At 42.6% G+C, this 20,904-nt stretch carries 20 protein-coding genes; 9 read left to right on the top strand and 11 right to left on the bottom strand.

Going from position 1 to position 20,904, the window contains the following annotated elements; all coding sequences use genetic code 11:
- Positions 1–392 precede the first annotated feature (392 nt).
- The 3 genes from IQ230_RS06020 to IQ230_RS06010 all read left to right on the top strand — a co-directional run bounded on the left by IQ230_RS06020 (position 393) and on the right by IQ230_RS06010 (position 2,724).
- Positions 393–641, top strand: coding sequence for a hypothetical protein (locus tag IQ230_RS06020; RefSeq protein ID WP_407646615.1), 249 nt, complete (start codon positions 393–395; stop codon positions 639–641).
- A 75-nt stretch (positions 642–716) separates the two neighbouring features.
- A complete protein-coding gene (gene ycf46, locus IQ230_RS06015; RefSeq protein WP_193931147.1) occupies positions 717–2,228 on the top strand; it encodes a stress-responsive protein Ycf46 in 1,512 nt (503 codons plus the stop codon).
- A gap of 145 nt (positions 2,229–2,373) precedes the next feature.
- Complete coding sequence (locus IQ230_RS06010; RefSeq protein WP_015187595.1) at positions 2,374–2,724, top strand: DUF1257 domain-containing protein; 351 nt, start codon at positions 2,374–2,376, stop codon at positions 2,722–2,724.
- A gap of 173 nt (positions 2,725–2,897) precedes the next feature.
- Here IQ230_RS06010 and IQ230_RS06005 read toward each other — a convergent pair whose 3' ends face one another.
- The 4 genes from IQ230_RS06005 to IQ230_RS05990 form a co-directional block, all read right to left on the bottom strand.
- Positions 2,898–3,272 carry a low temperature-induced protein gene (locus IQ230_RS06005; RefSeq protein ID WP_193931146.1) on the bottom strand — a complete coding sequence of 125 codons (375 nt, stop codon included), beginning with the start codon at positions 3,270–3,272 and terminating at the stop codon, positions 2,898–2,900.
- A 155-nt stretch (positions 3,273–3,427) separates the two neighbouring features.
- The gene (locus IQ230_RS06000) at positions 3,428–3,715 is read right to left on the bottom strand and encodes a hypothetical protein (protein WP_193931145.1); all 288 of its coding nucleotides are present in this window, start codon (positions 3,713–3,715) and stop codon (positions 3,428–3,430) included.
- 63 nt (positions 3,716–3,778) lie between these two features.
- Complete coding sequence (locus IQ230_RS05995; RefSeq protein ID WP_193931144.1) at positions 3,779–4,825, bottom strand: ABC transporter permease; 1,047 nt, start codon at positions 4,823–4,825, stop codon at positions 3,779–3,781.
- A gap of 56 nt (positions 4,826–4,881) precedes the next feature.
- Positions 4,882–5,403: an adenine phosphoribosyltransferase gene (locus IQ230_RS05990; protein WP_099701857.1), complete on the bottom strand. Its 522-nt coding sequence runs from the start codon at positions 5,401–5,403 to the stop codon at positions 4,882–4,884.
- A gap of 481 nt (positions 5,404–5,884) precedes the next feature.
- Between IQ230_RS05990 and IQ230_RS05985 the strand changes: the two genes are divergently transcribed.
- Entirely contained in the window at positions 5,885–6,511 is a 627-nt protein-coding gene (locus IQ230_RS05985; RefSeq protein WP_099701856.1) for a DUF3038 domain-containing protein, read from the top strand.
- The gene (locus IQ230_RS05980; RefSeq protein WP_193931143.1) at positions 6,508–7,449 is read left to right on the top strand and encodes a DUF4335 domain-containing protein; all 942 of its coding nucleotides are present in this window, start codon (positions 6,508–6,510) and stop codon (positions 7,447–7,449) included. Before IQ230_RS05985 ends, IQ230_RS05980 begins: the two co-directional genes overlap by 4 nt.
- A 3-nt stretch (positions 7,450–7,452) precedes the next feature.
- On the opposite strand, the gene IQ230_RS05975 is transcribed toward IQ230_RS05980, so the two are convergent.
- Positions 7,453–9,711: a transglycosylase domain-containing protein gene (locus IQ230_RS05975; RefSeq protein ID WP_193931142.1), complete on the bottom strand. Its 2,259-nt coding sequence runs from the start codon at positions 9,709–9,711 to the stop codon at positions 7,453–7,455.
- A gap of 481 nt (positions 9,712–10,192) precedes the next feature.
- Between IQ230_RS05975 and IQ230_RS05970 the strand changes: the two genes are divergently transcribed.
- Complete coding sequence (locus IQ230_RS05970; protein WP_193931141.1) at positions 10,193–10,852, top strand: hypothetical protein; 660 nt, start codon at positions 10,193–10,195, stop codon at positions 10,850–10,852.
- A gap of 75 nt (positions 10,853–10,927) precedes the next feature.
- On the opposite strand, the gene lspA is transcribed toward IQ230_RS05970, so the two are convergent.
- The 6 genes from lspA to pstS all read right to left on the bottom strand — a co-directional run bounded on the left by lspA (position 10,928) and on the right by pstS (position 16,315).
- Entirely contained in the window at positions 10,928–11,401 is a 474-nt protein-coding gene (gene lspA, locus IQ230_RS05965) for a signal peptidase II (protein ID WP_099701853.1), read from the bottom strand.
- Between the two features lie 72 nt (positions 11,402–11,473).
- Positions 11,474–12,100 carry a biotin transporter BioY gene (locus IQ230_RS05960; protein ID WP_228054628.1) on the bottom strand — a complete coding sequence of 209 codons (627 nt, stop codon included), beginning with the start codon at positions 12,098–12,100 and terminating at the stop codon, positions 11,474–11,476.
- Positions 12,101–12,340: 240 nt separating this feature from the next.
- On the bottom strand, positions 12,341–13,171 hold the full coding sequence (pstB, locus tag IQ230_RS05955) for a phosphate ABC transporter ATP-binding protein PstB (protein WP_193931140.1): 831 nt from the start codon (positions 13,169–13,171) through the stop codon (positions 12,341–12,343).
- A 75-nt stretch (positions 13,172–13,246) separates the two neighbouring features.
- Entirely contained in the window at positions 13,247–14,137 is an 891-nt protein-coding gene (pstA, locus tag IQ230_RS05950) for a phosphate ABC transporter permease PstA (RefSeq protein ID WP_193931139.1), read from the bottom strand.
- Between the two features lie 31 nt (positions 14,138–14,168).
- Complete coding sequence (pstC, locus tag IQ230_RS05945) at positions 14,169–15,131, bottom strand: phosphate ABC transporter permease subunit PstC (RefSeq protein ID WP_193931138.1); 963 nt, start codon at positions 15,129–15,131, stop codon at positions 14,169–14,171.
- An 83-nt stretch (positions 15,132–15,214) separates the two neighbouring features.
- Positions 15,215–16,315 (bottom strand): phosphate ABC transporter substrate-binding protein PstS, encoded by a 1,101-nt coding sequence (gene pstS / locus IQ230_RS05940; protein ID WP_193931137.1) that lies wholly within the window; start codon positions 16,313–16,315, stop codon positions 15,215–15,217.
- A gap of 512 nt (positions 16,316–16,827) precedes the next feature.
- On the opposite strand from pstS, the gene IQ230_RS05935 reads away from it, so the two are divergent.
- From IQ230_RS05935 to tilS, 3 genes are all read left to right on the top strand, one after another.
- The gene (locus tag IQ230_RS05935) at positions 16,828–18,516 is read left to right on the top strand and encodes a DUF3352 domain-containing protein (protein WP_193931136.1); all 1,689 of its coding nucleotides are present in this window, start codon (positions 16,828–16,830) and stop codon (positions 18,514–18,516) included.
- 249 nt (positions 18,517–18,765) lie between these two features.
- Entirely contained in the window at positions 18,766–19,803 is a 1,038-nt protein-coding gene (gene ccsB, locus IQ230_RS05930; RefSeq protein WP_193931135.1) for a c-type cytochrome biogenesis protein CcsB, read from the top strand.
- Positions 19,804–19,835: 32 nt separating this feature from the next.
- Complete coding sequence (gene tilS / locus IQ230_RS05925) at positions 19,836–20,834, top strand: tRNA lysidine(34) synthetase TilS (RefSeq protein WP_193931134.1); 999 nt, start codon at positions 19,836–19,838, stop codon at positions 20,832–20,834.
- Positions 20,835–20,904 lie beyond the last annotated feature (70 nt).

The following is a 20,904-nucleotide window of genomic DNA, read 5'->3' as shown; positions in this document are numbered from 1 at the left end:
AAACCAAATTAATGCGTAACTGACGATCAAAATCAAAAAGTGCCGTTTACATCAGCAGGTTTCTCAACTGCAGCAAGTGCTGTCAAACTGCTATTTGGCGGCTAAGGGTCATGACTTATGGTTAAAAGTTTGATGATTCAAACTTTCTTACACATAATTCTCTAACTTTTACCCTAACTATTTCCTTGAATTTAAATATTAAGATATATAACAATATTGACGTCAAAACGTTTTACTGTCTTGACAACTAATGATAAAGTCGATAACGTGATAAACATACCCGGGTAAGACCACTCAAGAGTTATATGCAAGCTAAGCAAAAAGTTACTTTGTATTTGTCGCCGGAATTGCATCGAAAATTAAAAATTCGATCCGCAATAGATTTAGAACCAATGTCCGATCTTGCAGAAAAAGCAATCGTTTTTTATCTCAACCATTCCGACGTGGTTGAAGAAGTAGAAGCAAAGCATGGTAGAAACCATCGACTATACCATTGCCCAGAGTGCGAAACATCGCTTGTGATGCGTGACGGTGAGATGGTTCCGGTAGGCGAGCAACCTGGGATCGGAGAAGAAATCCCTGTGGAGCAGGTACCTCAAGTAGGAGCAAGTCCACAAGGTGAAGAGCTAGTACCCTGTTAAGGGATTGAAGACTGAGTAGTTAAAATTCCAGATTTTTGTCTGCATCAACTTAAGGTTCCAAGTAGGTCGACGGCAATGAAAGAAGAGCTAAACGTCTTAATACAAGCTCAATACCCTCTAATCTACCTTGTAACCTCCGAGGAAGAACGGGCTGAGCAGGCAATATCGATGATCGCTCAAATGCGGCCACAACGGCGAATATTTGTATGGACAGTTACCCACGGTATTGTTGAGTATGGTCAACCCAGGAACATTACACAGCATAATACTGTATCGCCTGAAGCAGCTGTTGAGTGGGTAATTCGTCAAAGAGAAGCAAGTATATTTATTTTCAAAGATTTACATCCTTTTATTGACTCGCCGGCAACAACACGATGGTTGAGAGATGCGATCGCGAGTTTCAAGGGCACGCAGAAAACCATTATTTTGATGTCTCCGTTACAACAAATTCCTATTGAGTTAGAAAAGGAAGTCGTCGTTCTTGATTTCGCACTTCCGGATATGACAGAACTCAATGATGTTTTGTCACGACAACTAGAGCAAAGCCGCAACCGTAGGCTCAGCACCGAAGCTAGAGAAAAGTTACTGAAAGCAGCGCTAGGTCTAACTAGAGACGAAGCAGAAAAAGTTTACCGAAAAGCGCAAGTTTATACCAAAGGCCAGCTAACTGAGAACGAAGTAGATATCGTTCTATCGGAGAAAAAGCAGTTGATTCGCCGTAACGGAATTCTAGAGTTTATTGAAGAAGACGAAACTCTAGAAGCGGTGGGAGGCTTAGAGGAACTTAAAAGATGGTTAAAACAACGCTCTAATGCTTTTACAGAAAGAGCGAGAGAATATGGATTACCTCAGCCTAAAGGAATGCTGATTCTAGGAGTACCTGGCTGCGGTAAGTCATTAATTGCCAAAACGACATCTCGGCTTTGGGGTTTACCTTTACTCCGCCTTGATATGGGTAGAGTTTATGATGGCTCTATGGTAGGACGATCTGAAGCAAACTTACGTAATGCGTTAAAAACAGCCGAATCAATTTCACCAGCGATTCTCTTCATAGACGAACTTGACAAAGCCTTTGCTGGTGGTACAGGTTCTGCTGACTCTGACGGCGGTACATCTAGCCGAATCTTTGGTTCTTTCCTCACCTGGATGCAAGAAAAAACGTCTCCTGTATTTGTAATGGCAACTGCCAACCGAGTAGAACGTCTACCAGGAGAATTTTTAAGGAAAGGTCGTTTCGATGAGATTTTCTTTGTAGATCTCCCCAATGCCGAGGAGCGTAAAGAGATTTTCCAAATTCACCTTATTAAGCGTAAACGAGATATTTCGCGATTTGATCTTGAGCAACTTGCAAAGGTTGCTGATGGATTTTCTGGCGCAGAAATCGAGCAAGCGTTGATTGCTGCGATGTACGAAGCCTTCGCCCAAGATCGCGAGTTTACGCAACTTGACATTATTGCTGCGATTAAAGCTACGCTGCCACTATCACGAACCATGACTGAGCAGGTAACGGCTCTAAGAGATTGGGCAAGGCAGCGCGCACGACCCGCAGCAGCCTCCGTCGCTGAATACCAGCGTATGGAGTTTTAAAAGCTTTCTCCTGCTACCAACAGGAGGAAAGGCTAGCAATTGCTAGCAGTTAGTTCAAGGCCGCAATGACAACTTCCCAAAACCAAAGCGGCATCTTCGCGATCCCAAACGTTGTTTTTCTCAATCCCTTTAGGAGGAAACCAGAATGTCTCACTTTAGCACCCTGCGCACCAAAATTACCGATGTAGAAATCCTCAAAGCTTCCCTGCGCGATCTAGGTATCACCACCAAAACAGAAGCAGATGTACGTGGCTACAATGGTCAGCGCGTCCGTGCCGACTTAGTTGCAGTATTAGAAGGTGAGTATGACCTCGGTTGGTCTCGCAATAGCGATGGTTCTTTCGACTTAATTGCTGACCTTTGGGGCGTTGCTAAAAAGCACAATCAAACTGAGTTAATCAACTCGATTAATCAAAAGTACGCTGTCAACAAAACCTTAGCTGAAGTTAAGCAACGCGGCTTACAAAATGCCAATGTTAAGTTGGTATTGCAATAAATTGCACAACGCGTTCCCAAGCATGTGGGTTAACCAAAAACACAGGTTAGCCCTTTTTTGCTGTGTATCTCTTTAACTTTAAAACCAAAAAAGGGTAGAAAGATCTTTCTACCCTTTTTACTGTAAGGTGATGACCACTAAACAACTAAGCTAGAGCTAAGTTAACTTAATTGCTATTTTTTCCCTGTCAAAGCTTCTAGGAAACTCTTTGAATTTTCTTCAACTGACGTTGCCTGAGCATTTTCTGGGCGACTCATCTTCTCGGCATCAGCAGCGCCTTGAATTTCATTGAGACCTTCATTGGCTTTGACTTGAGTCTCTTTTCGAGAATAGGGATCGTCCATTGCTGCTTTTTGGGCTTCTTTTTCAATTGATGTAAGATTTGCCTCACCTTGTTGAGGTGCGCTGGGAGCAGCATTCGGCTGTGGAGTCTCAGTACCACTTAGGGCAGGTGCAGCGCTAGAGAATACTAAAAAAACGCAAGCACAGATAGCCATCAAAACACGAACTGGACGCAAAGCAGAGAATTTAAAACGAATAGAGCGCATACCAAGTTTCTCCTGGTTGTAGCGATTGACTATTAGTAGGTTATTAACAGGATAAGACTAAGCACAATCCTATACAACTACTAGTAGTTGTATCTTGAATTGTTTCTTTAGATACATCTACAGCAAGATAGATATGTTAATCGGCGAGTTGCAGCCTAGAAGTTAGTTAAGAACTCTACTCTAGGCAACAAAGGGTCTTGCACAATACCTACGCCGAAAAAGCCCCATCTTTGAAGTAGACTACCGATTTGACTTTCAGCAACTGATTCTACAGCAAATTGGTTCGCTACGTCTGCCCCGTGAGTATTAAGATAGCTGAGTGCATCAAAATCCTCACGAAACATCAACAAATAACCGTTTTCTGCACTACTTGTGACACGGGGGTGGGCGACAAGATAGCGTCCGTCGGCTCTAGAGCGGATGAGATAATATATTTGCGACATAAGCGATACTAAGGAGCTATCTTAGACTGTCAAAGTATTTTTGACTCGTAACTCTAGATTGGTTTAATTTATATTTTCTAAACGAATTCTTGGATCTACAGCCTTCAGCAAGAGATCTGCCATTAAATTACCAACAATTAGCATGACAGCACCCATAGTCAAGCTTGCCATAACTAAATACAAATCCTGTGCTAAAACGGCTTGGAGAATAAGTCGTCCCAAGCCAGGCCAATTGAAGAAAAACTCCGCAATAAATGCACCACTTAATAAACTTGCTAGTTCAAACCCCAAAATTGTAATGAGTGGATTGACTGCATTGCGTAAGGCATGAACATAAATAACGCGGTTTTCTGGAAGTCCTTTAGCACGGGCAGTTTGAATATAGTCTTGTCGCAAAACATCTAATAATTCGCCTCTGGTAATGCGCTGCAAACCAGCAAAACTGGTAATACTTAAGGCGATAGTTGGTAAAATCATGTGCCAACCAATGTCTAAGATTTTTCCCAATGGAGAAAGGTCAGCATGGTTAATACTCGTCATTCCACCAACAGGGAAAAGTGGCGATGTGTTTTGGGCAAGAATCAAAAGTAGCAGAGCAGTAATAAAGCTCGGAAACCCTTGTCCGGTATAACTAATAACTTGTAAGAGACGATCCACCCAGTGATTTTGTTTGACAGCGGCAATAATACCAAGTGGAATAGCGATCGCCCAAGTCAATATCAAAGAAGCGAGCGCTAGTAACAAAGTTGCACCAATACGCTCCCACAATAACGAAGCGACAGATCGCTGATACACAAAACTTGTGCCAAAATCACCTCGCGTAACTATTCGCCACAGCCAGCGCCCATACTGCTCAAACCAAGATCGATCCAAGCCAAATTGCTGGCGTAGTTCTTCAATCCGTTCTGGTGAGATTTGAGGATTCTGCCGCAGTGTATCGAGATAATCACCAGGAGCAAGTTGAATAATAAAAAAAGACAGCGCTGATGCCAGTAATAGCGTTAGTAGTGCCTGTAATAGACGCTTAACGACATAAACAACCGTTTCACCATCAACTAACCTATTCAGCCAGCCCCAGCCTGTAATCGAAGAACCCCTACTCAAAGTCATATCGCAATCCGCAGTTAGTTAGCCTGAGTGAATTTAAAACAATATCGTTCGTGCTATCAATATTCAACGAGTGAAAAGACTGGTACACTATCAGGCAACTGTTTCCGTCCTTGTAAATCTCGTAGCTCGATAATAAACCCAAAGCCAATCAATTGGCAGCCGATTTGTTGTACTAATTTTGCGGTTGCACTTGCAGTTCCTCCAGTAGCCAGTAAATCATCAACGATTAAAACTGGGCTACCTGGCTGTAAAGCATCTTGATGAACCTCAAGCCGATCCATCCCGTACTCTAGTTGATACTCTACAGCATGAACCGAAGAAGGTAATTTACCAGGTTTACGCACTGGAATAAAGCCAGCACCTAATTTATAAGCTAAAGGCGCGCCAATAATAAAGCCACGCGACTCCATACCTACAACATAATTTGCTTTCAGCTCTGCTGCTAGAAACTTGTCAGTTAGGGAGTCAATTGTGTAACGCAATCCATCTGCATCGCGTAAAAGAGTTGTAATATCTCGAAATAAAATTCCAGGTTTAGGAAAATCGGGAATATCACGAATTAAGGACTTGAGATCCATAAGCGTGTTGCCAAGGTAAGTTAATGTAAAGTGGCATTTGAGCATTGTTAACAAGAGCCAACTTCTTTTATTAAGTAGGACGAAGTTGTTAAATATAGGTTCTGCTAGCTTAACGCCATCTACTATGGAGGATTTCAATCAAAGCTGTAGTCCTGACTTGTAATTCTTCAATAGTGCCTGAAAAATCGTACACTAGATATTTAGATAAATTTGAACTCTTGCTGACATTTGCAGTTTAGTAGACGATTCTAAAACTGAGAGCTACTAAATCTCAATTTAGATTGTGAACTGCAGGAGACAAAATCTTAAGTCTCCTATCCAATTGTTGGAAAGTTAGGATCTAATTGACTCAAGATCCGTCAATTCAACCAGTAGGGGAATTTTGCCCCTGTGCCAAAAGTGGACGTTTTGTCCTGTAATTTGGCAATCTAGTGGAGGTTTGTATGCCAAATTTCCTCTTCACCCGAGATCGCTTGTTAAAATGAATGCTTCTGTGAGTGTAGTACCAATAGACACTGCTGCTATCCAGTCAAATCCGTTGATTTTGGATTATTTACCTGAGCCACCTATTGAAGAAAAAGGGTGCCCGCGTCGCACCTGTTTGCAAATTGACTTGATTTTACTAGCAATTGAAGCTTTAGAAATAGGTGGTTCTGAAGCTATTCTGGATGTAGCACGAGAACTAGAACTTCAAGAAATCATCAAAAATCGGGTGAATTTGTGGCGAATGCGCAGTACAAATTCATTACGAAGAGCACATACGCGCCGTCCCTTAAGAATTGTTGAGGCAAAAGCTCTTGTTGTCATTGCCTGTCACCTGGCAAGACGCTTGACAGTTCTACTACGGCAATTATTGCTGGCTTATCAACAAATGAGCGATAAGCAAATTCCCCTTGAACAAAACCTACGCCTATCGCACTATTTAGAGCGCTTTCGGGCACATTTTCGTAGTCGCATGAACCCTCGACGCTCAGGAGTCTTAGCTTACAACTCAGATGAAAAATTAAATGAACTCGCGTTAAATTTGTTAGCTCAATTACTCTTTTGTACTGGTACTGCTGGAACTCAAAGACTTTGGATGAGTTTGTTTGATGGGGAAGTAGAATGACGACAATTCGACGTAAGTACAGTTTGCCAAATTGCACTCTATTCGTAGAAGGTTTAGGCGATCCTCCAAGTGAGCAATCTCCTAGTGTCAGACCTGTCATATCTATGCTTGTGAATGCAGAGTGTCATATAGCAGGTGCTAAACCTTTGACGGGAGGAAGAGATTTTTTTGAGGGATTGGTTAATACTGTTAGCGGTTACGCTCAAGAATTTTTAAGCAAAGTTCCACATCCTGAAGCGCATAGCAACTCAGGATTAGTGCAATTGCAACAGATTGATCGCAGCCATCATCGGTTAGTTGTCCATTCTAACGAATCAAATCCTAGCTCAGATCCAACTCAAGTCCCTGTCGCAATTGAGTTGACGACAGTGCAACTGTTTGATTTAGTAGAAGCCGTCGATCAATTCTTTGCAGATAGCCAGACTATCCCCACAATGTCATTGCAGCTTGCTCCTGTATCTAAGCGCTACGCTGGACATACACCACAATTAACTAAACAAGCAGTGCCAGCAGCTATCGGAGTTTCGAGTTTGGCGCTGGCTGCGATCGCTTTCTTTTTCGTCCCCATTCCCGAAGTTCGACGTCCCGAAGAACCCCAACCACAATCAAGTTCGAGTAGCAATCATTTAGTGACTGCGATCGCTGATACTGAACAAATCGCATCTGCACAACAAAAGCTCTACAACCGGATCAATCGCCTTTGGAATCGCTCTGTACAGCAAGATTTGGTTTATCGCGTGAGTGCCACAGCTAACGGAGCAATTGTAGGATACAGATCTATTGATGCCATCGCTAATGATGCAATTGAGCAAACTCCACTACCTGATTTACTTATTTATCCTGTGACAACTTCAGATGCAGTTCAAGAAGCGATCGCACAGTTTCGGGTAGTGTTTGGTCGCAATGGAATATTGCAGGTTACTCCTTGGCAAGGGTAGCACTTACTGTTGACGCATATAGTTACCCCATAGCTGAGCCGCCAGTGCACTACTACCTGCAGTTGGTGAACTGTTATCATTACCTAGCCAAACCCCAGTAACAAGTTGTTGGCTAGGAACAAAGCCAATAAACCATAAATCTTTGTTGTCGTCAGTTGTCCCTGTTTTACCCGCAGTAGAGACTCCAATTGCCGCACTTCTTCCTGTACCCCGCTGTACTACACTTCGGAGCATAGAAGCCACAACATCTGCGACATTAGGCTGGATTGCTTGGACATTAGCATCATTGCTCTGCTCGAAAGAATAAATAACTCGGCAAGTTTTTAAGTTTTCGCGATCGCTACAATCACTACTATCCAGAATTCGACTAATCAAGTGCGGGCGATTCCATACGCCATTATTAGCAATTGCCGCAAATGCACCTGTCATTTCAAGAACAGTTGTTTCACTTTGCCCCAACACCAATCCAGGTACAGGATTTAGTGGAGATTCGACTCCTAACCTCCTTGCCATCCGCACTACCCGATCTAATCCCACATCTTGAGCCACGCGCAAAGCAACTGCATTTTCTGATAAAGCTAAACCAGTGTACATATCAATACTGCCACTCGAACGCTCGCAGCCGCGATATCTCTGTCCTCTCCACGAAAGTGGCGCACAAGAATAAGTTTTATAGGGAGAAATTCCCTGCTCTACAGCAGCAGTATAAGCAAACAGCTTAAATGTTGAACCTGGTTGTCGCTGTGCTTGAGTTGCACGGTTGAATTGACTCGTTTTGTAGTCAGTACCACCCACGAGGGCGACAACAGCACCCGTATCCGCATCAAGTGTAACAATAGCACCTTGTGAAAAGCGATATGTTCCTCCACTATCACTAACCGCATTGCGCAGTGCAACTTCTGCTTGGGTTTGCTTTTTTGGGTCTAATTGCGTTTCGATAATAAAATTACCTTCGCGGGCAAGTTGCTCTCCTAAAATTTGCCGGAGTTCTTGAAAGACATAGCTGTAAAAATAGGGTGCAATTGTATTGGCTTGTTCTTCACACACTCTACGACTCACATCCACAGGCGATCGCCGCGCGCGATTTGCTTCTTCAGGACTAATTCTCCTTTGTGCGAGCATGCGATTGAGGACGCGATTGCGGTAATCGATAATAGCTTGATGACTTTGAGCATCGCCACAAAAGTTAAAACTATTAGGAGCTGGTAAAATTCCTACCAAAGTTGCGGCTTCTGTCAGTGTTAAATCTTGCGCAGCCTTATCAAAGTAATATCGCGCAGCATCTTCAAAACCTAGGGTATCTCCGCCTAAGTAGATTCGATTTAAGTAAGTACGCAGTAAAAAGTCTTTACTGTAAAATGTTTCTAATTTCAGCGCGACAATCGCTTCTCGTAGTTTCCGTCCCAAAGAATCTTCTGGTCCTACATAATCGCGAAATAAACTCCGAGCAACTTGTTGCGTAACAGTACTTGCGCCTTGTTGAAACTCACGACCGCGAATATTAACGACGATCGCTCTGAGGATACCAATCGGATCGACACCAAAATGCCAGTTGTAGCGACTGTCTTCAGAAGCAATGACCGCATCTGGTAAGTAAGGAGAAAAGTCTGATAACCTCTGTAAATCAACGTGGGAAGTTGTTCGCGGCGGACGTAGAGGTGTTTCTCCATCACGGGCGTAGACGACAACTGGTGCTTGTGTCGCACCTGGTAAAGGCGTAACAGAGAACTTTGTCCATTCAATTCCAATCCCTAGTGCTAGTAGTAGCGTAACTCCACCAATACCATACGCACACCAATTAGCAGCACGGACATACCAAGGTGGTGGATCGACATACTGTAATCTCACAGCGGCAGCAAGTTCCGGTGGACCAAGCGTAAAAATGTCTCCATGACGTAGCGATAGAGAAGAGACTCGTCTTTTACCTCGATAAATACCGTTAGTAGAGTTTTCGTCCTTGATGATAAATGGCGATCGCTTTTTAGGGTTGCGTGTAATTGATAAGTGAATTTGACTAATAACTGGATTGCGGACGACAATATCGCAAGAGCGCGAACTTCGACCGAGAAGATAGCGATCGCCTAACAAGGGATAGACCTCGGCTTTATTCGCTCCTGCATCTTGCAACCAAAGTTCAGGTACTCTTGCGTTCGGTTTGAGCGCGAGTTTAGAAAAATCTACTTTGGCTTGAATTGTTTTTACTGCTTGAGTTACCTGTCCTAAAACGGTTTGCGGTTTACGAGGGGGCTGAGGTAGATTCATCGTCTATTTGCATTACCAGATTGTAAGTAAAAAAAGTTTTGATTCACTTCAAAACTATGAATGTTAAAGATTTTGCCGAAAAGAAAGGAACTTAGCCTTTGTAAATGTAGTCAACTTTTTACCTTCAAGAGATAAGGTACTATCACTGGTTTTTGTGAATCTAATTCAGTGATCTCAAATGTACGTACTAAAAACATTTTACTCACAAGCTCATCATCGTTACTGAGTAAAGAAAATTGCGAGTATGCTGTTATGCCTTAAAGTAATTTGTTGTTATGGCGATCGCTAATGTATTCTTTAATCTTATTAAGACAATAAAACAATCTTATCTGTTTCCTGAAACTATAGTTGTAGCAGTACTTCTTCTTATAAAGTATCCTTACATACACACAAAAAACTTATATGTATCTGCATTAGGGTAGATTTTTGATACCATTTACTCTGATTTAATGATCCGAAAAATGTGTTGAGGTTAAGTGGTGTGAAAAAGAGATACATAGGTTTATTTGGTACTGCGTTGACTCTGGCATTAACTAGTAATGCTGTAGCTCAAGAACAAACTAGTGAAACTCCAGAAATTGAGCTTTCACCGCAAGGTTTAGAAATTCTGTGCGAGCGTTTTCCGCTTAACTCTCGTTGTGAAGGCGGTACACCGCTAACAGGTCCTGCACCTACAGGAACAGTTGCACCTGATGCAACAACTCCGACTACTCCTGATGCAACAACTCCTGTTCCAGACGCAACAACTCCTATTCCGCCTACAACTGCCCCTGTAACGCCTGATGGTACAACTCCATTAGATCCTACAGCACCACCAGTAACACCACTGCCAGGACCAGATGGCACAATGACTCCGGACACCATGACTCCACCAGGAGGGCCTGCTGAGGGTACAACGCTTCCTCCTGAAACCCCCACTGGCGGTGGTACAAGAGTAGCTCCTGAAAGCCCAGTAAATGCTCCTTCTCCAGATACTACAGCCCCAGACGCTACACCAGTACCTGGCACAGATATGATAACTCCTCCTGGCGGCGTAGCACCAACTCCTGATGCTCCAGCCAGTCCAGATGGCATGATGATGCCTGCACCAGGAACGGACAGCACAATACCAACAAGCCCTACTGATGGTGTAACACCGTAGTAACGAGTTGATAGTTAATAGTTTAGTTAAAAAGTGAGAATTTTAAGGGGGATCTGTTGACCAGATCCCCTTATTTTATCGAGTACGAGTAGTGTCTTGTGATTGGGCAAATGTGGCAATGAGTAAACAAATAATACCAATATTAATAGAGACGTCGGCAAAGTTAAAAATTGGAAACTGAATCAGGCGGAAATCTAAGAAGTCAACAACGCTTCCAGCAACAAAACGATCAATACCATTGCCTAGCGCACCTCCTAAGATTAATCCATAGCCTAGCTGTTCAAGAGTCCGCATGACTCCTCCAAACCAAGCTAATGCCATTAATCCTAAACTGACAGCTAAAGACAGCCAGCGTAGCCACTCAACTCTACCACTTAATAAACTAAAAGCTGCGCCAGTATTCGTGACATAAGTAAGATGAAATACTCCATTGATTATAGGCTGTGTCTCTGATAAATAAAAATTTTGTACTACCCAGAACTTAGTTAATTGATCTACAACTAGACTAATGACAGCAACAATCCAGAAAAGACGATTTTTTACACGCATGGGAATTGAAAAGCTGAGGTTTTAGAGCAAACCTAAAACCTAGAAAAAATAGTGATTTATTGAAAAAAGTAGCTAGTACAGCATAACGTATCGCAGGCAGTAAGATAAAACTGCTACTGTGCAAGTAATGACAAGATGTCCTGGAAGCGGATACACAGAGTACCTTAATACAGCTTCTAAAAGGGGTGTTTGGATTAATCCTGTGCCAATGACGTAGTTCAGAAGAAGATAGCCTAAACCAGACAAATGAATAGTCAGTAAACCACACAAACAACTAAAAGTAAGTGATTCTAGTTTAGTTGAGGTTTGAAAAGCAAGAAAACCACATACCCAAGCTCCTGGAATAAAGCCGAGTAGGTAGCCAAAATAAGGTTGGTTAAGGTAACTTATTCCACCACCTTGATAAAACACTGGCAGCCAAGTTAAGCCAAGTACCACGTAAGCAATTTGAGAGAGCGCTCCAGCCGTTTTACCTCCCAAACAACCTACAAACAATACTGCTCCAATTTGGTATGTTACTCCTAGAGAAGTTGTCTGAACGCCATGTTGGTTCCAACTCCAAGGTGCACTCGTAAAATGTGCTTCAATAAAAGTACCACCAATGGTTAGGAGTAACCCAACTAAAGACCATAAGATGCGATGGGGAACAGCCACTATTTTCTTCACGTTCGTCAGGATAGTAGAGTCTTGATCTTGCATGTTCAAGCAGCAATCATACATAAAAATGTAATCATTGGCTTGATTCATCTCATTATCTACCAATACCTTAGAAGTGGAATGGCAAGGTGGGAAACAAATTTTATGAATACTAATTATTGCACGTAGTGTTCAAGTTATGTGACAAGACAAAAAGTTTTGGCTTCCTTAGCAAATTATGAAATCTCTATAAAACCTTGCCACAACTGCACAGATTCAGTCGTGGACAAGGCACCGCACTGGTTAACCGAATCTACCGCTAACATACTGTCGGGTATACTCTTCTTTCGGATTATTGAAAATCGCTTCTGTTTTGTTGTATTCAACTAAATAGCCAAAGCGTTTTCCGCCTTCTTCTGCTTCGGCATTGAAAAATGCAGTCAAATCAGCAACTCTTGTAGCCTGCTGCATATTATGCGTCACAATTACAATTGTGTAATTTTCTTTTAGTTCTTGAATAAGTTCTTCTACTTTTCGGGTAGAGATAGGATCAAGTGCAGAAGCAGGTTCATCCATTAAAACGACATCAGGTTCAATTGCAACTGTCCGCGCGATACACAAACGTTGTTGTTGACCACCAGATAAAGACAGACCACTTTCTTTTAGTTTATCTTTAACTTCTTCCCATAATGCAGCTTGACGCAGCGATCGCTCGACAATTTCATCCATCTCACTTTTTTTGTAGCCGTTAATTTTGGCACCAAAAGCGATGTTGTCATAGATCGATTTTGGGAAAGGATTCGGTTTTTGAAATACCATCCCGATCCTGCGCCGTACCTGTACTGGATCTACTTTATCGCCATAAATATCAACGCCTTGGTAGGTCACTTTTCCACCAACTTTTGTCCCAGGGATCAAGTCATTAAGACGGTTGAAACATCTTATTAGCGTACTCTTACCGCAGCCTGAAGGTCCGATAAAAGCGACAACTTGATTTTTAGGGATGTCTAAAGTGACGCCCCGTAGTGCTTGAAAGGAACCGTAAGTTACGGAAACATTTTCAGCACGTAAGATTGCTTCTTGCGTTGTATTACTACTTGTAGAATTTGGTGTATTGATCGTGTCGGAATTCATGGTTTTGTAAGTATTCTAGGAATCTATAAAATTTGAGTTACGTCTAGCCTTAACCACTCTTACTCACTTGATTCATTAAAGTCTCTGCCGTGCTAGTAAACGTGAAGAAATACTAACAATCAAAATTATGCCCAGTAGTACTAAAGCTGCTGCCCACGCAATTTCTTTCTGTGCTTCGTAGGGGATAATTGCGTAGAAGTAAATCAGTACAGGAAGTGTCGCTATTGGTTGCCAGATATCTGTTGACCAAAAGTTATTGTTCAAAGCTGTAAATAACAAAGGTGCTGCTTCTCCACCAGCGCGTGCTAAAGCCAAGGTAACTGCGGTAGCAATTGATGGTAGTGCGGCTGGTACCACGATACGGCTGATAGATTGAAAGTTTGTTGCTCCAACTCCAACGGCTGCTTGGCGCATTTCTTGTGGTACTAGAAGTAAACCCTCTTCGGTTGCACGCACAACAATTGGTATCATGACTACTGACAGCGCTACCCCTCCAGCAAACGCAGAGAAACCACCTGTAGTCAAGACGACAACAGTGTAAGCAAATAAGCCAGCTAGAATTGCTGGGATTCCTGCTAAAACGTTGGTTGCGAATTTGACTCCATAAGCTATTCGAGTACCTCGTCCGAATTCAGACAAGTAAATTGCTGCTAAGACACCAAAAGGAACACTGATTGCTGCGGCGATTCCCAGAGTAATTAGCGTACCAAGGATGGCATTACCAAAACCACCTTCTTCTAGTCCTGGAGGAGGGGGTAACTCGGTGAAAGACTGTATCCCAAGTCGGTCAATACCTTGTCGCACTACATCCCAAACTAAGGCAACTAGTGGAACAATTGTCAAGATAGTGAAAGCACCTGTCAGGAACGTCATAAAAAAGTCGAAATAACTCCTGAAAGGCGTTCGCGCCGAGCGAGTTAAATTAATTTTCTTTGTTCTACCAATCGTATCTTCAGTAGTAGCCATATATTGCCTCCTTCATGTTGCTCACCGCGCGCTACTCTACGTTTTGAAACTTCTGGATAATAATCTCAGCAAGAATATTCACAATCAAAGTCAAAATCATCAAAATTAAACCGGCGTATAGTAATGCGGCGACTTGTTCTCGACCTGCTTCGCCAAACTGAGAAGCAATAAGCGAGGCAATTGTGGCACCAGGAGCAAGTAGTGAAGGCGTAATTTGGTTGGAGTTACCTACGAGCATCGCAGCTACCATTGTTTCACCCATAGCTCGACCAAGTGCCAGCATAATTGAACCAACAATGCCTGAAAAAGCAGCGGGAATCAAAACTCGCAAGATTGTTTCCCAACGTGTTGCACCTAAAGCTAAAGCCCCTTGACGTAGGTCGCGGGGAAGCGCGATTAAACTTCCTCTAGATATCGCAATAATTGTCGGCAAGATCATTACCGATAAAACAAGACCCAGCGTCAAAAGACTGTTTCCTCTTGGAGGCGTGCTAAACAATGGAATCCAACCAAAGTTCTCGTAAAGAAAATTATAGAAAGGGCGTAAAAACGGAATCAAAACATAAATACCCCACAGACCGATGACGACACTTGGCACAGCAGCAATCAACTCGATCGCTAGCGCAATTGGAGTTCGGACAGCGTTGGGAAGAAAATTTTCACTTAAAAAGACTGCTACGCCGATACCGACCGGAATAGCAATTACAAGGGCGATCGCCGCCGAAATGAGCGTACCATAAATTTGCGGTAGCACTCCGTAGATATTGCGGACGGGGTCCCAGGTTGTCGTAGTTAGAAAATCTACACCATAACTTTGAATTGCAGGCAAAGCGCTAAGTCCAATCTGCACAGCAATCCAGAGTAAAACTCCACCTATACCTATAGCACCGATAACTGCTAGCCAATAAAAGCTTTGGTCAAAGACTCGTACTGTATCAACTTGCTTTTCTAAAGATTGACCTTTCCTAGGTGAATGTTCAGCTAGCGAACTCATGAGTGTCCCTTTAATCAATTGAACTTGTTTACAACAAAAATGCAGCTAGCAGTAAGATAGCTACTAGCCGCACCTTTAACTATTTATCCAGCTTTAACCCGTTCTGCAAGAACTTGTTGAACGCGCTCAACAACACTTTCTGGCAAGGGAACATACCCCAACTCTTCTGCAATTGGTCTACCTTCGGTTAAAGACCACTCGAGAACATTCTGCAAGGCTTTCCACTTCTCAGGGTCGTCGTAAGTAGGATAAACAAGAACCCATGTTAAGCCGGCGATCGGGAATGCTTCTGGATTTTTGGGATCTGGCACGAGTAAAGCGAAATCCTCGGGAATTTCTGCACCTTCAAATATCGCGCCAGCTGATTCAGGGGTGGGCGCTACATATTCTCCTGAAGCATTTTCTAAGGCGGCAGCAGGAATATTGTTTAGCTTTGAATACGCATACTCAATGTAGCCAATTGTACCTTCATTTTGTTGAATTTGAGCAGCTACACCCTCATTACCTTGCGCACCTACACCTGTGGGCCAGTCAACCGATGTACCAACTCCAGCTTCCCAGCCAGGACAAGCAGTATCAATGTGGTTAGTAAAAATAAACGTAGTCCCACTACCATCCGCACGACGCGCAAACGTGATGGCTCTATCGGGTAAATTTATGTTGGGGTTAGCTTGAGCAATCAGCGGATCGTTCCACTGAGTTACTTGTCCTGTAACAATACCACAGTAAGCTTCGCGGGAAAGTCTTAATTCTTGTCCTTCAATTTCTGGTAAGTTGTATGCCAGCACTACAGCACCCGCAACCGTCGGTACTTGGATGGGTTCAGCATTGTACTTTTGTCGGAAAGCTTCAAGGCGATCGCCCTGAATTGGTGCATCACTTGCACCAAAGTCTACTGTTCCATTAATGTACTGTTCTAAACCTGCACCACTACCAACAGATTGATAACTTACTTGTACACCTGGATTGACATTTCTGTTATATTCTGTAAACCATCGCTGATACAAAGGCGCAGGAAAACTCGCACCAGCACCGCTAATGTTGGCACTAGGACCTTGTTCTGCTGCTGGGCTTGTACCTGTACCAGGTGTGGTGGTTGTTTGTTGTCCACAGGCAGCTAGACCTAAAGCTAAAGCAGCTAAAGGTGCAATAAAGGCTTTTGACTTAGAAATTTGTAACGGCATATGGTTCTTGACAATTTGCAACAAATTCAACACAAAGTTTCAGAGAAAAGTCGAGAAATAATCAAGGTTGTTTATAGGAAATGTCGCCACAGAGTGGAAACAAACTATCAGTAACTGCTTAATTCATTTCTGCCTGCATAAAAGCTGATGCATCTCAATGTGACTTCAGTAGTGAACTCTGATTTACCTTACGCTCAGTATCACCATTTAGATTTGACCTATGTGGGTATACTGATCTTTTCGCTCAGTAAGTTTAAGCACCATAAATAACTTGGCAGATTTAGGTTAAGTGAAGTTTAAGTAGAGGTTGGATCTAATGGCTAAAACGAATACAAATGAAAACAGTTAGAATTAATCGGGTCTAAATTTTGCAAGGCTAGACATTATACAGCGGTGGCTTAAGCATTGATTAGTTTGTTAGACCAGAAAAATATCTTAGAGGTTATTCGCTTGCCGTCACAGACTCTCGTTTACAGAAATCAATAATACAAAATTATTTTTCTTTTTCAGCCATGTTAAAAAAAAGCGATCGCGTTTTACCCGCTGTCATTATTACAGGCTGCTTAGTTGGCGTCACAGCAGCGACTTATTGGGTATTAACTCAACAAAATAGATTAACACAGATGCCTGTGGGAGCAAACATTGTCCCTCAAGAAGCGTTACTCACAATATCAGTGTCTACAGATGAAAATCAGTGGCAACAATTGCGTCAATTTGGCACAGTGCAAACGCAAGCCGAATTAGAAAAGAATTTTAGGCAGTGGCGCGATCGCTTACTCACTGCCTATAGTTACAATTACCAGCAAGACATTCAACCCTGGATTGGTAAAGAGGCAACAATCGCTTTTTTACCTCCTGAAATTAATACCAATACAACTACTAACCCTGCGCCAACGAATCAAAACCAAGCTCTACTGATGGTGTTACCAATCGCCGATCAAGCAGCTGCGCAGCAAGTCTGGGAATCAAAATCTCAAACTCAAAATAAATGGATCTCGCGTAACTATAAAGGCACTCAAATTCAAGAAACGCCAGGTACAGGGAACACAAACTATTCAGCCGCTGTTCTCGATCAACGCTTTATCGTTGTGAGTGATAATCCTCAAGCAACTGAAAAAGCAATAGATACTTATGAAAATGGGCTATCTCTAGCAAAGGTACCAGGGTATATAACAGCAATCAGTAAGATTACTCAGCCAAATCGCTTTGCCCAAGTCTATCTCAATGTACCGATCGCAGCGAGAGTTGCTCAAGCTAATCCGGCACAGACTGCAATTCCCCAAAGTTTAACTCGCCTCAAAGAAAATCAAGGGCTGGCTAGTACAATTACTATAGAACCAGAGGGATTAAGATTTAGAAGTATTTCTTGGTTAAACCCGAATAGCCAGCGCCTGCATCGAGTAGAAAATAGTGCAGGTCAGATGCAGCAACGCTTACCATCTGAAACTTTTATGATGCTTTCTGGTGGTAATTTACAACAACTGTGGCAAGACTACGTTACATCCTCACAATCAAATCCCTTAGCACCGTTTCCACCTGAAAATTTACGTGCAGGCTTTAAATCATTGACCGGTTTGGATTTAGATCGAGATTTACTTAGCTGGATGAACAGTGAATTCTCCCTGGCAATTGTGCCTGCATCAACGCAAGCGCAACAAGATTTTATGCTTTCATTGGTACTAATGATCGAGACACGCGATCGCGCAGCCGCCAACAAATCATTTCAACAGCTAGAGCAAGTACTGCAAAGACGCTATCAATTCAAAACTCAAGAAACACAGTTAGGTAACAACACATTTACTAATTGGATCGCACCATTTGGTACTCTAACAGCTACTCGTGGTTGGTTAGATAACAACGTTGCTTTTGTTACCTTAGGCGCTCCCATCGTTGAACGTCTGCTGCCACAACCTACAAAAAACTTAGCGAGTACAACACAATTTCAAAATACTGTTCCTAAACTCAATCCTAACAACGGTCAGTTTTTCCTAGATATTAATCCTACTGTTAAGGCTTTACCTTTGCCACAGCTAATTCCTGGACAAAACATTTTGCTAGAAGCAACGCGCTCAATAGGAGGAACTGCTGCTGTTAGTGATGAGCGCAGTATCCGTTACGATATTTTTGTTTCATTAGAAAAAGAAAAGTCTCAAAGCCAAAGTTCTGAAAACAGAGAAAATATTTTGACAACGAGTCATTAAGTACTTACCTAATTTAATCCGTCTTTATCAGACAATAGGCTACGCTACCAGATAGGATCAGAGTAAGACACAATTGGCGGTTAAAACCACAGTTACACAAACAAAACCTATCTTCATAGGTTTTGACGACGCTTATATTTTCGTTAGTCCACGGAGGTAAACTTGGGGTATTAAGCCGCGACTTTAGTCGCCAGATATTGTCATCATGTCAAACTTTATATAAAGATTGAGAGAACACGAAAAACTATTATGAATCTCGTTTTACTACAAAATTGGTTAGATAATGCTTCCTTTGCAATTTTATTTATGACAATGTTGCTCTATTGGACAGGAGTAGCCTTTCCACGAATGAGCTATCTTCCAGCTTTAGGAACAGCTGGTATGGCGATTGCTAACTTGTGTATTGCGACTTTACTAGGAGCAAGATGGTTAGAAGCGGGTTATTTTCCCATTAGTAATTTGTATGAATCTTTGTTTTTCCTAACTTGGGGCATTACAGCAGTTCATTTAATTGCTGAAAATAATACTCGCAGTCGTTTAGTCGGTGTGGTGACAACACCTGTCGCGATGGGGATTTCTGCTTTTGCAGCACTGACATTACCAAATGATATGCAATCAGCCGCGCCCTTAGTACCAGCGCTTAAGTCCAATTGGTTGATGATGCACGTTAGTGTGATGATGATTAGCTATGCAGCCTTAATGGTAGGCTCTCTCCTTGCTATAGCTTTTCTTGTTGTTACTCGCGGTCAAAAAGTTGCCCTTCAAGGTAGTTCAGTTGGTACGGGTGGTTATCGCAACAATGGTTATGTTTTGCACAAAGCTGGTGAAGTCACGCCAACCGAGATTAATTTAGATAACTCTGTTGCGGCTTTTCAAAGTAATGGCAGCAGCACCGCAGTCATTGAGGCAGTAAAAACAATTCAAACTCCAAATCCTACCCATTCAGAACCCTTATCACCTCAGCGCCTCAGCCTAGCCGACACGCTTGATAACATTAGCTATCGCGTCATTGGTTTAGGATTTCCGCTGCTCACAATTGGGATTATTGCGGGTGCAGTTTGGGCAAACGAAGCTTGGGGTTCTTACTGGAGTTGGGACCCAAAAGAAACTTGGGCGCTGATTACATGGCTAGTATTCGCGGCTTATCTTCATGCAAGAATTACTCGTGGTTGGCAAGGACGCCGCCCAGCAATTCTAGCTGCAACTGGCTTTGTTGTCGTTTGGGTTTGCTATCTCGGTGTTAATCTCTTGGGTAAAGGTCTACATTCTTACGGTTGGTTTTTCTAGTTGTGTCTTGTGGCTAATTGTGCTTTCTTTTGATGGCTAAATGCTCGAATTGGAGTTTGTTACACGCGAAAGTACATCGGATATTGCGATCGCGTTGTCTTTTGCCACGCCACCAACGCATACTTGTTGCTGTATCAGGAGGGCAAGATTCACTATGCTTAGCCAAATTACTTCTAGACTTACAACCCAAGTGGGAATGGCACTTAGGTATTGCCCATTGTAACCATCAATGGCGTAGTGATGCAGCAGCAAATGCAACTTATGTATCCCAGCTTGCCCAGTGGTGGAATATACCGTTCTACAGTGAAACTACTGATTGCAGATTACACAGTGAAGCAGCCGCTAGAGAATGGCGCTATCAAACCTTAAGCGCGATCGCCCAAAAAAACAACTATAGTCATATTGTCACGGGTCATACGGCAAGCGATCGCGCTGAAACGCTACTTTATAACTTAATTCGTGGTAGTGGTGCTGATGGTTTGCAAGCACTCACATGGCATCGCCCACTAACAGCAGAAATTATCTTAGTGCGTCCTTTATTAGAAATAACGCGAGTTGAAACTGCACAATTTTGTCAGGAAATGCAACTGCAGGTTTGGGAAGATTCAACTAACCAAAACCTCAAATATGCAAGGAATCGGATTCGTCAAGAACTGCTACCGTATTTGTATCAATTCAATCCTAAAGTCGAGCACAATTTAGCTCAGACGGCAGAAATTTTACAAGCAGAGGTAGAATACCTAGAATCAGAGGCTCAACAACTGCAGCAAAATGCAACAGTAACGACCAATGAAGCAACTATTCAGCTCAATTGTCTTGTCTTACGTACTGCACCGCTAGCGTTACAACGTCGCGTCATCCGTCGAGTTTTGCAACAAATGCTGCAAGCGTCTCCTAGCTTTGAGCACATCGAGAAAGTTGTTGTTTTGATTGCAGCCCCTAACGGTTCTCAAAGCGATCCTTTACCTGGAGGAGCGATCGCCCAAGTGAAAAATGGCTCTTTATGGATTTACACAAATCTAGCACCCTAAATAAGTGGGTAAAAATAAAATTAATAGTCAATAGTGAACTGCGACTAACTATGAACGAATATAAAAAGTG

It is taken from the genome of Gloeocapsopsis crepidinum LEGE 06123 (assembly GCF_015207655.1).
Classification (GTDB): Bacteria; Cyanobacteriota; Cyanobacteriia; order Cyanobacteriales; family Chroococcidiopsidaceae; genus Gloeocapsopsis; species Gloeocapsopsis crepidinum.
The sequence above is the reverse complement of the archived record's forward strand: the minus strand, read 5'-3'. Positions and strand labels throughout refer to the sequence as shown.

Bases quoted from the DNA above. Each gene is read 5' to 3' on its own strand.
- pstC (WP_193931138.1), bottom strand. From the start codon at position 15,131: ATGAGTTCGCTAGCTGAACATTCACCTAGGAAAGGTCAATCTTTAGAA.
- ycf46 (WP_193931147.1), top strand. From the start codon at position 717: ATGAAAGAAGAGCTAAACGTCTTAATACAAGCTCAATACCCTCTAATC.
- IQ230_RS05975 (WP_193931142.1), bottom strand. From the start codon at position 9,711: ATGAATCTACCTCAGCCCCCTCGTAAACCGCAAACCGTTTTAGGACAG.
- IQ230_RS05960 (WP_228054628.1), bottom strand. From the start codon at position 12,100: ATGCAAGATCAAGACTCTACTATCCTGACGAACGTGAAGAAAATAGTG.
- IQ230_RS05935 (WP_193931136.1), top strand. From the start codon at position 16,828: ATGTTAAAAAAAAGCGATCGCGTTTTACCCGCTGTCATTATTACAGGC.
- pstS (WP_193931137.1), bottom strand. From the start codon at position 16,315: ATGCCGTTACAAATTTCTAAGTCAAAAGCCTTTATTGCACCTTTAGCT.
- lspA (WP_099701853.1), bottom strand. From the start codon at position 11,401: ATGCGTGTAAAAAATCGTCTTTTCTGGATTGTTGCTGTCATTAGTCTA.
- IQ230_RS06010 (WP_015187595.1), top strand. From the start codon at position 2,374: ATGTCTCACTTTAGCACCCTGCGCACCAAAATTACCGATGTAGAAATC.
- IQ230_RS05985 (WP_099701856.1), top strand. From the start codon at position 5,885: ATGAATGCTTCTGTGAGTGTAGTACCAATAGACACTGCTGCTATCCAG.
- IQ230_RS05990 (WP_099701857.1), bottom strand. From the start codon at position 5,403: ATGGATCTCAAGTCCTTAATTCGTGATATTCCCGATTTTCCTAAACCT.
- IQ230_RS06000 (WP_193931145.1), bottom strand. From the start codon at position 3,715: ATGTCGCAAATATATTATCTCATCCGCTCTAGAGCCGACGGACGCTAT.
- IQ230_RS05995 (WP_193931144.1), bottom strand. From the start codon at position 4,825: ATGACTTTGAGTAGGGGTTCTTCGATTACAGGCTGGGGCTGGCTGAAT.
- pstA (WP_193931139.1), bottom strand. From the start codon at position 14,137: ATGGCTACTACTGAAGATACGATTGGTAGAACAAAGAAAATTAATTTA.
- pstB (WP_193931140.1), bottom strand. From the start codon at position 13,171: ATGAATTCCGACACGATCAATACACCAAATTCTACAAGTAGTAATACA.
- IQ230_RS05980 (WP_193931143.1), top strand. From the start codon at position 6,508: ATGACGACAATTCGACGTAAGTACAGTTTGCCAAATTGCACTCTATTC.
- IQ230_RS06005 (WP_193931146.1), bottom strand. From the start codon at position 3,272: ATGCGCTCTATTCGTTTTAAATTCTCTGCTTTGCGTCCAGTTCGTGTT.
- ccsB (WP_193931135.1), top strand. From the start codon at position 18,766: ATGAATCTCGTTTTACTACAAAATTGGTTAGATAATGCTTCCTTTGCA.
- IQ230_RS06020 (WP_407646615.1), top strand. From the start codon at position 393: ATGTCCGATCTTGCAGAAAAAGCAATCGTTTTTTATCTCAACCATTCC.
- tilS (WP_193931134.1), top strand. From the start codon at position 19,836: ATGGCTAAATGCTCGAATTGGAGTTTGTTACACGCGAAAGTACATCGG.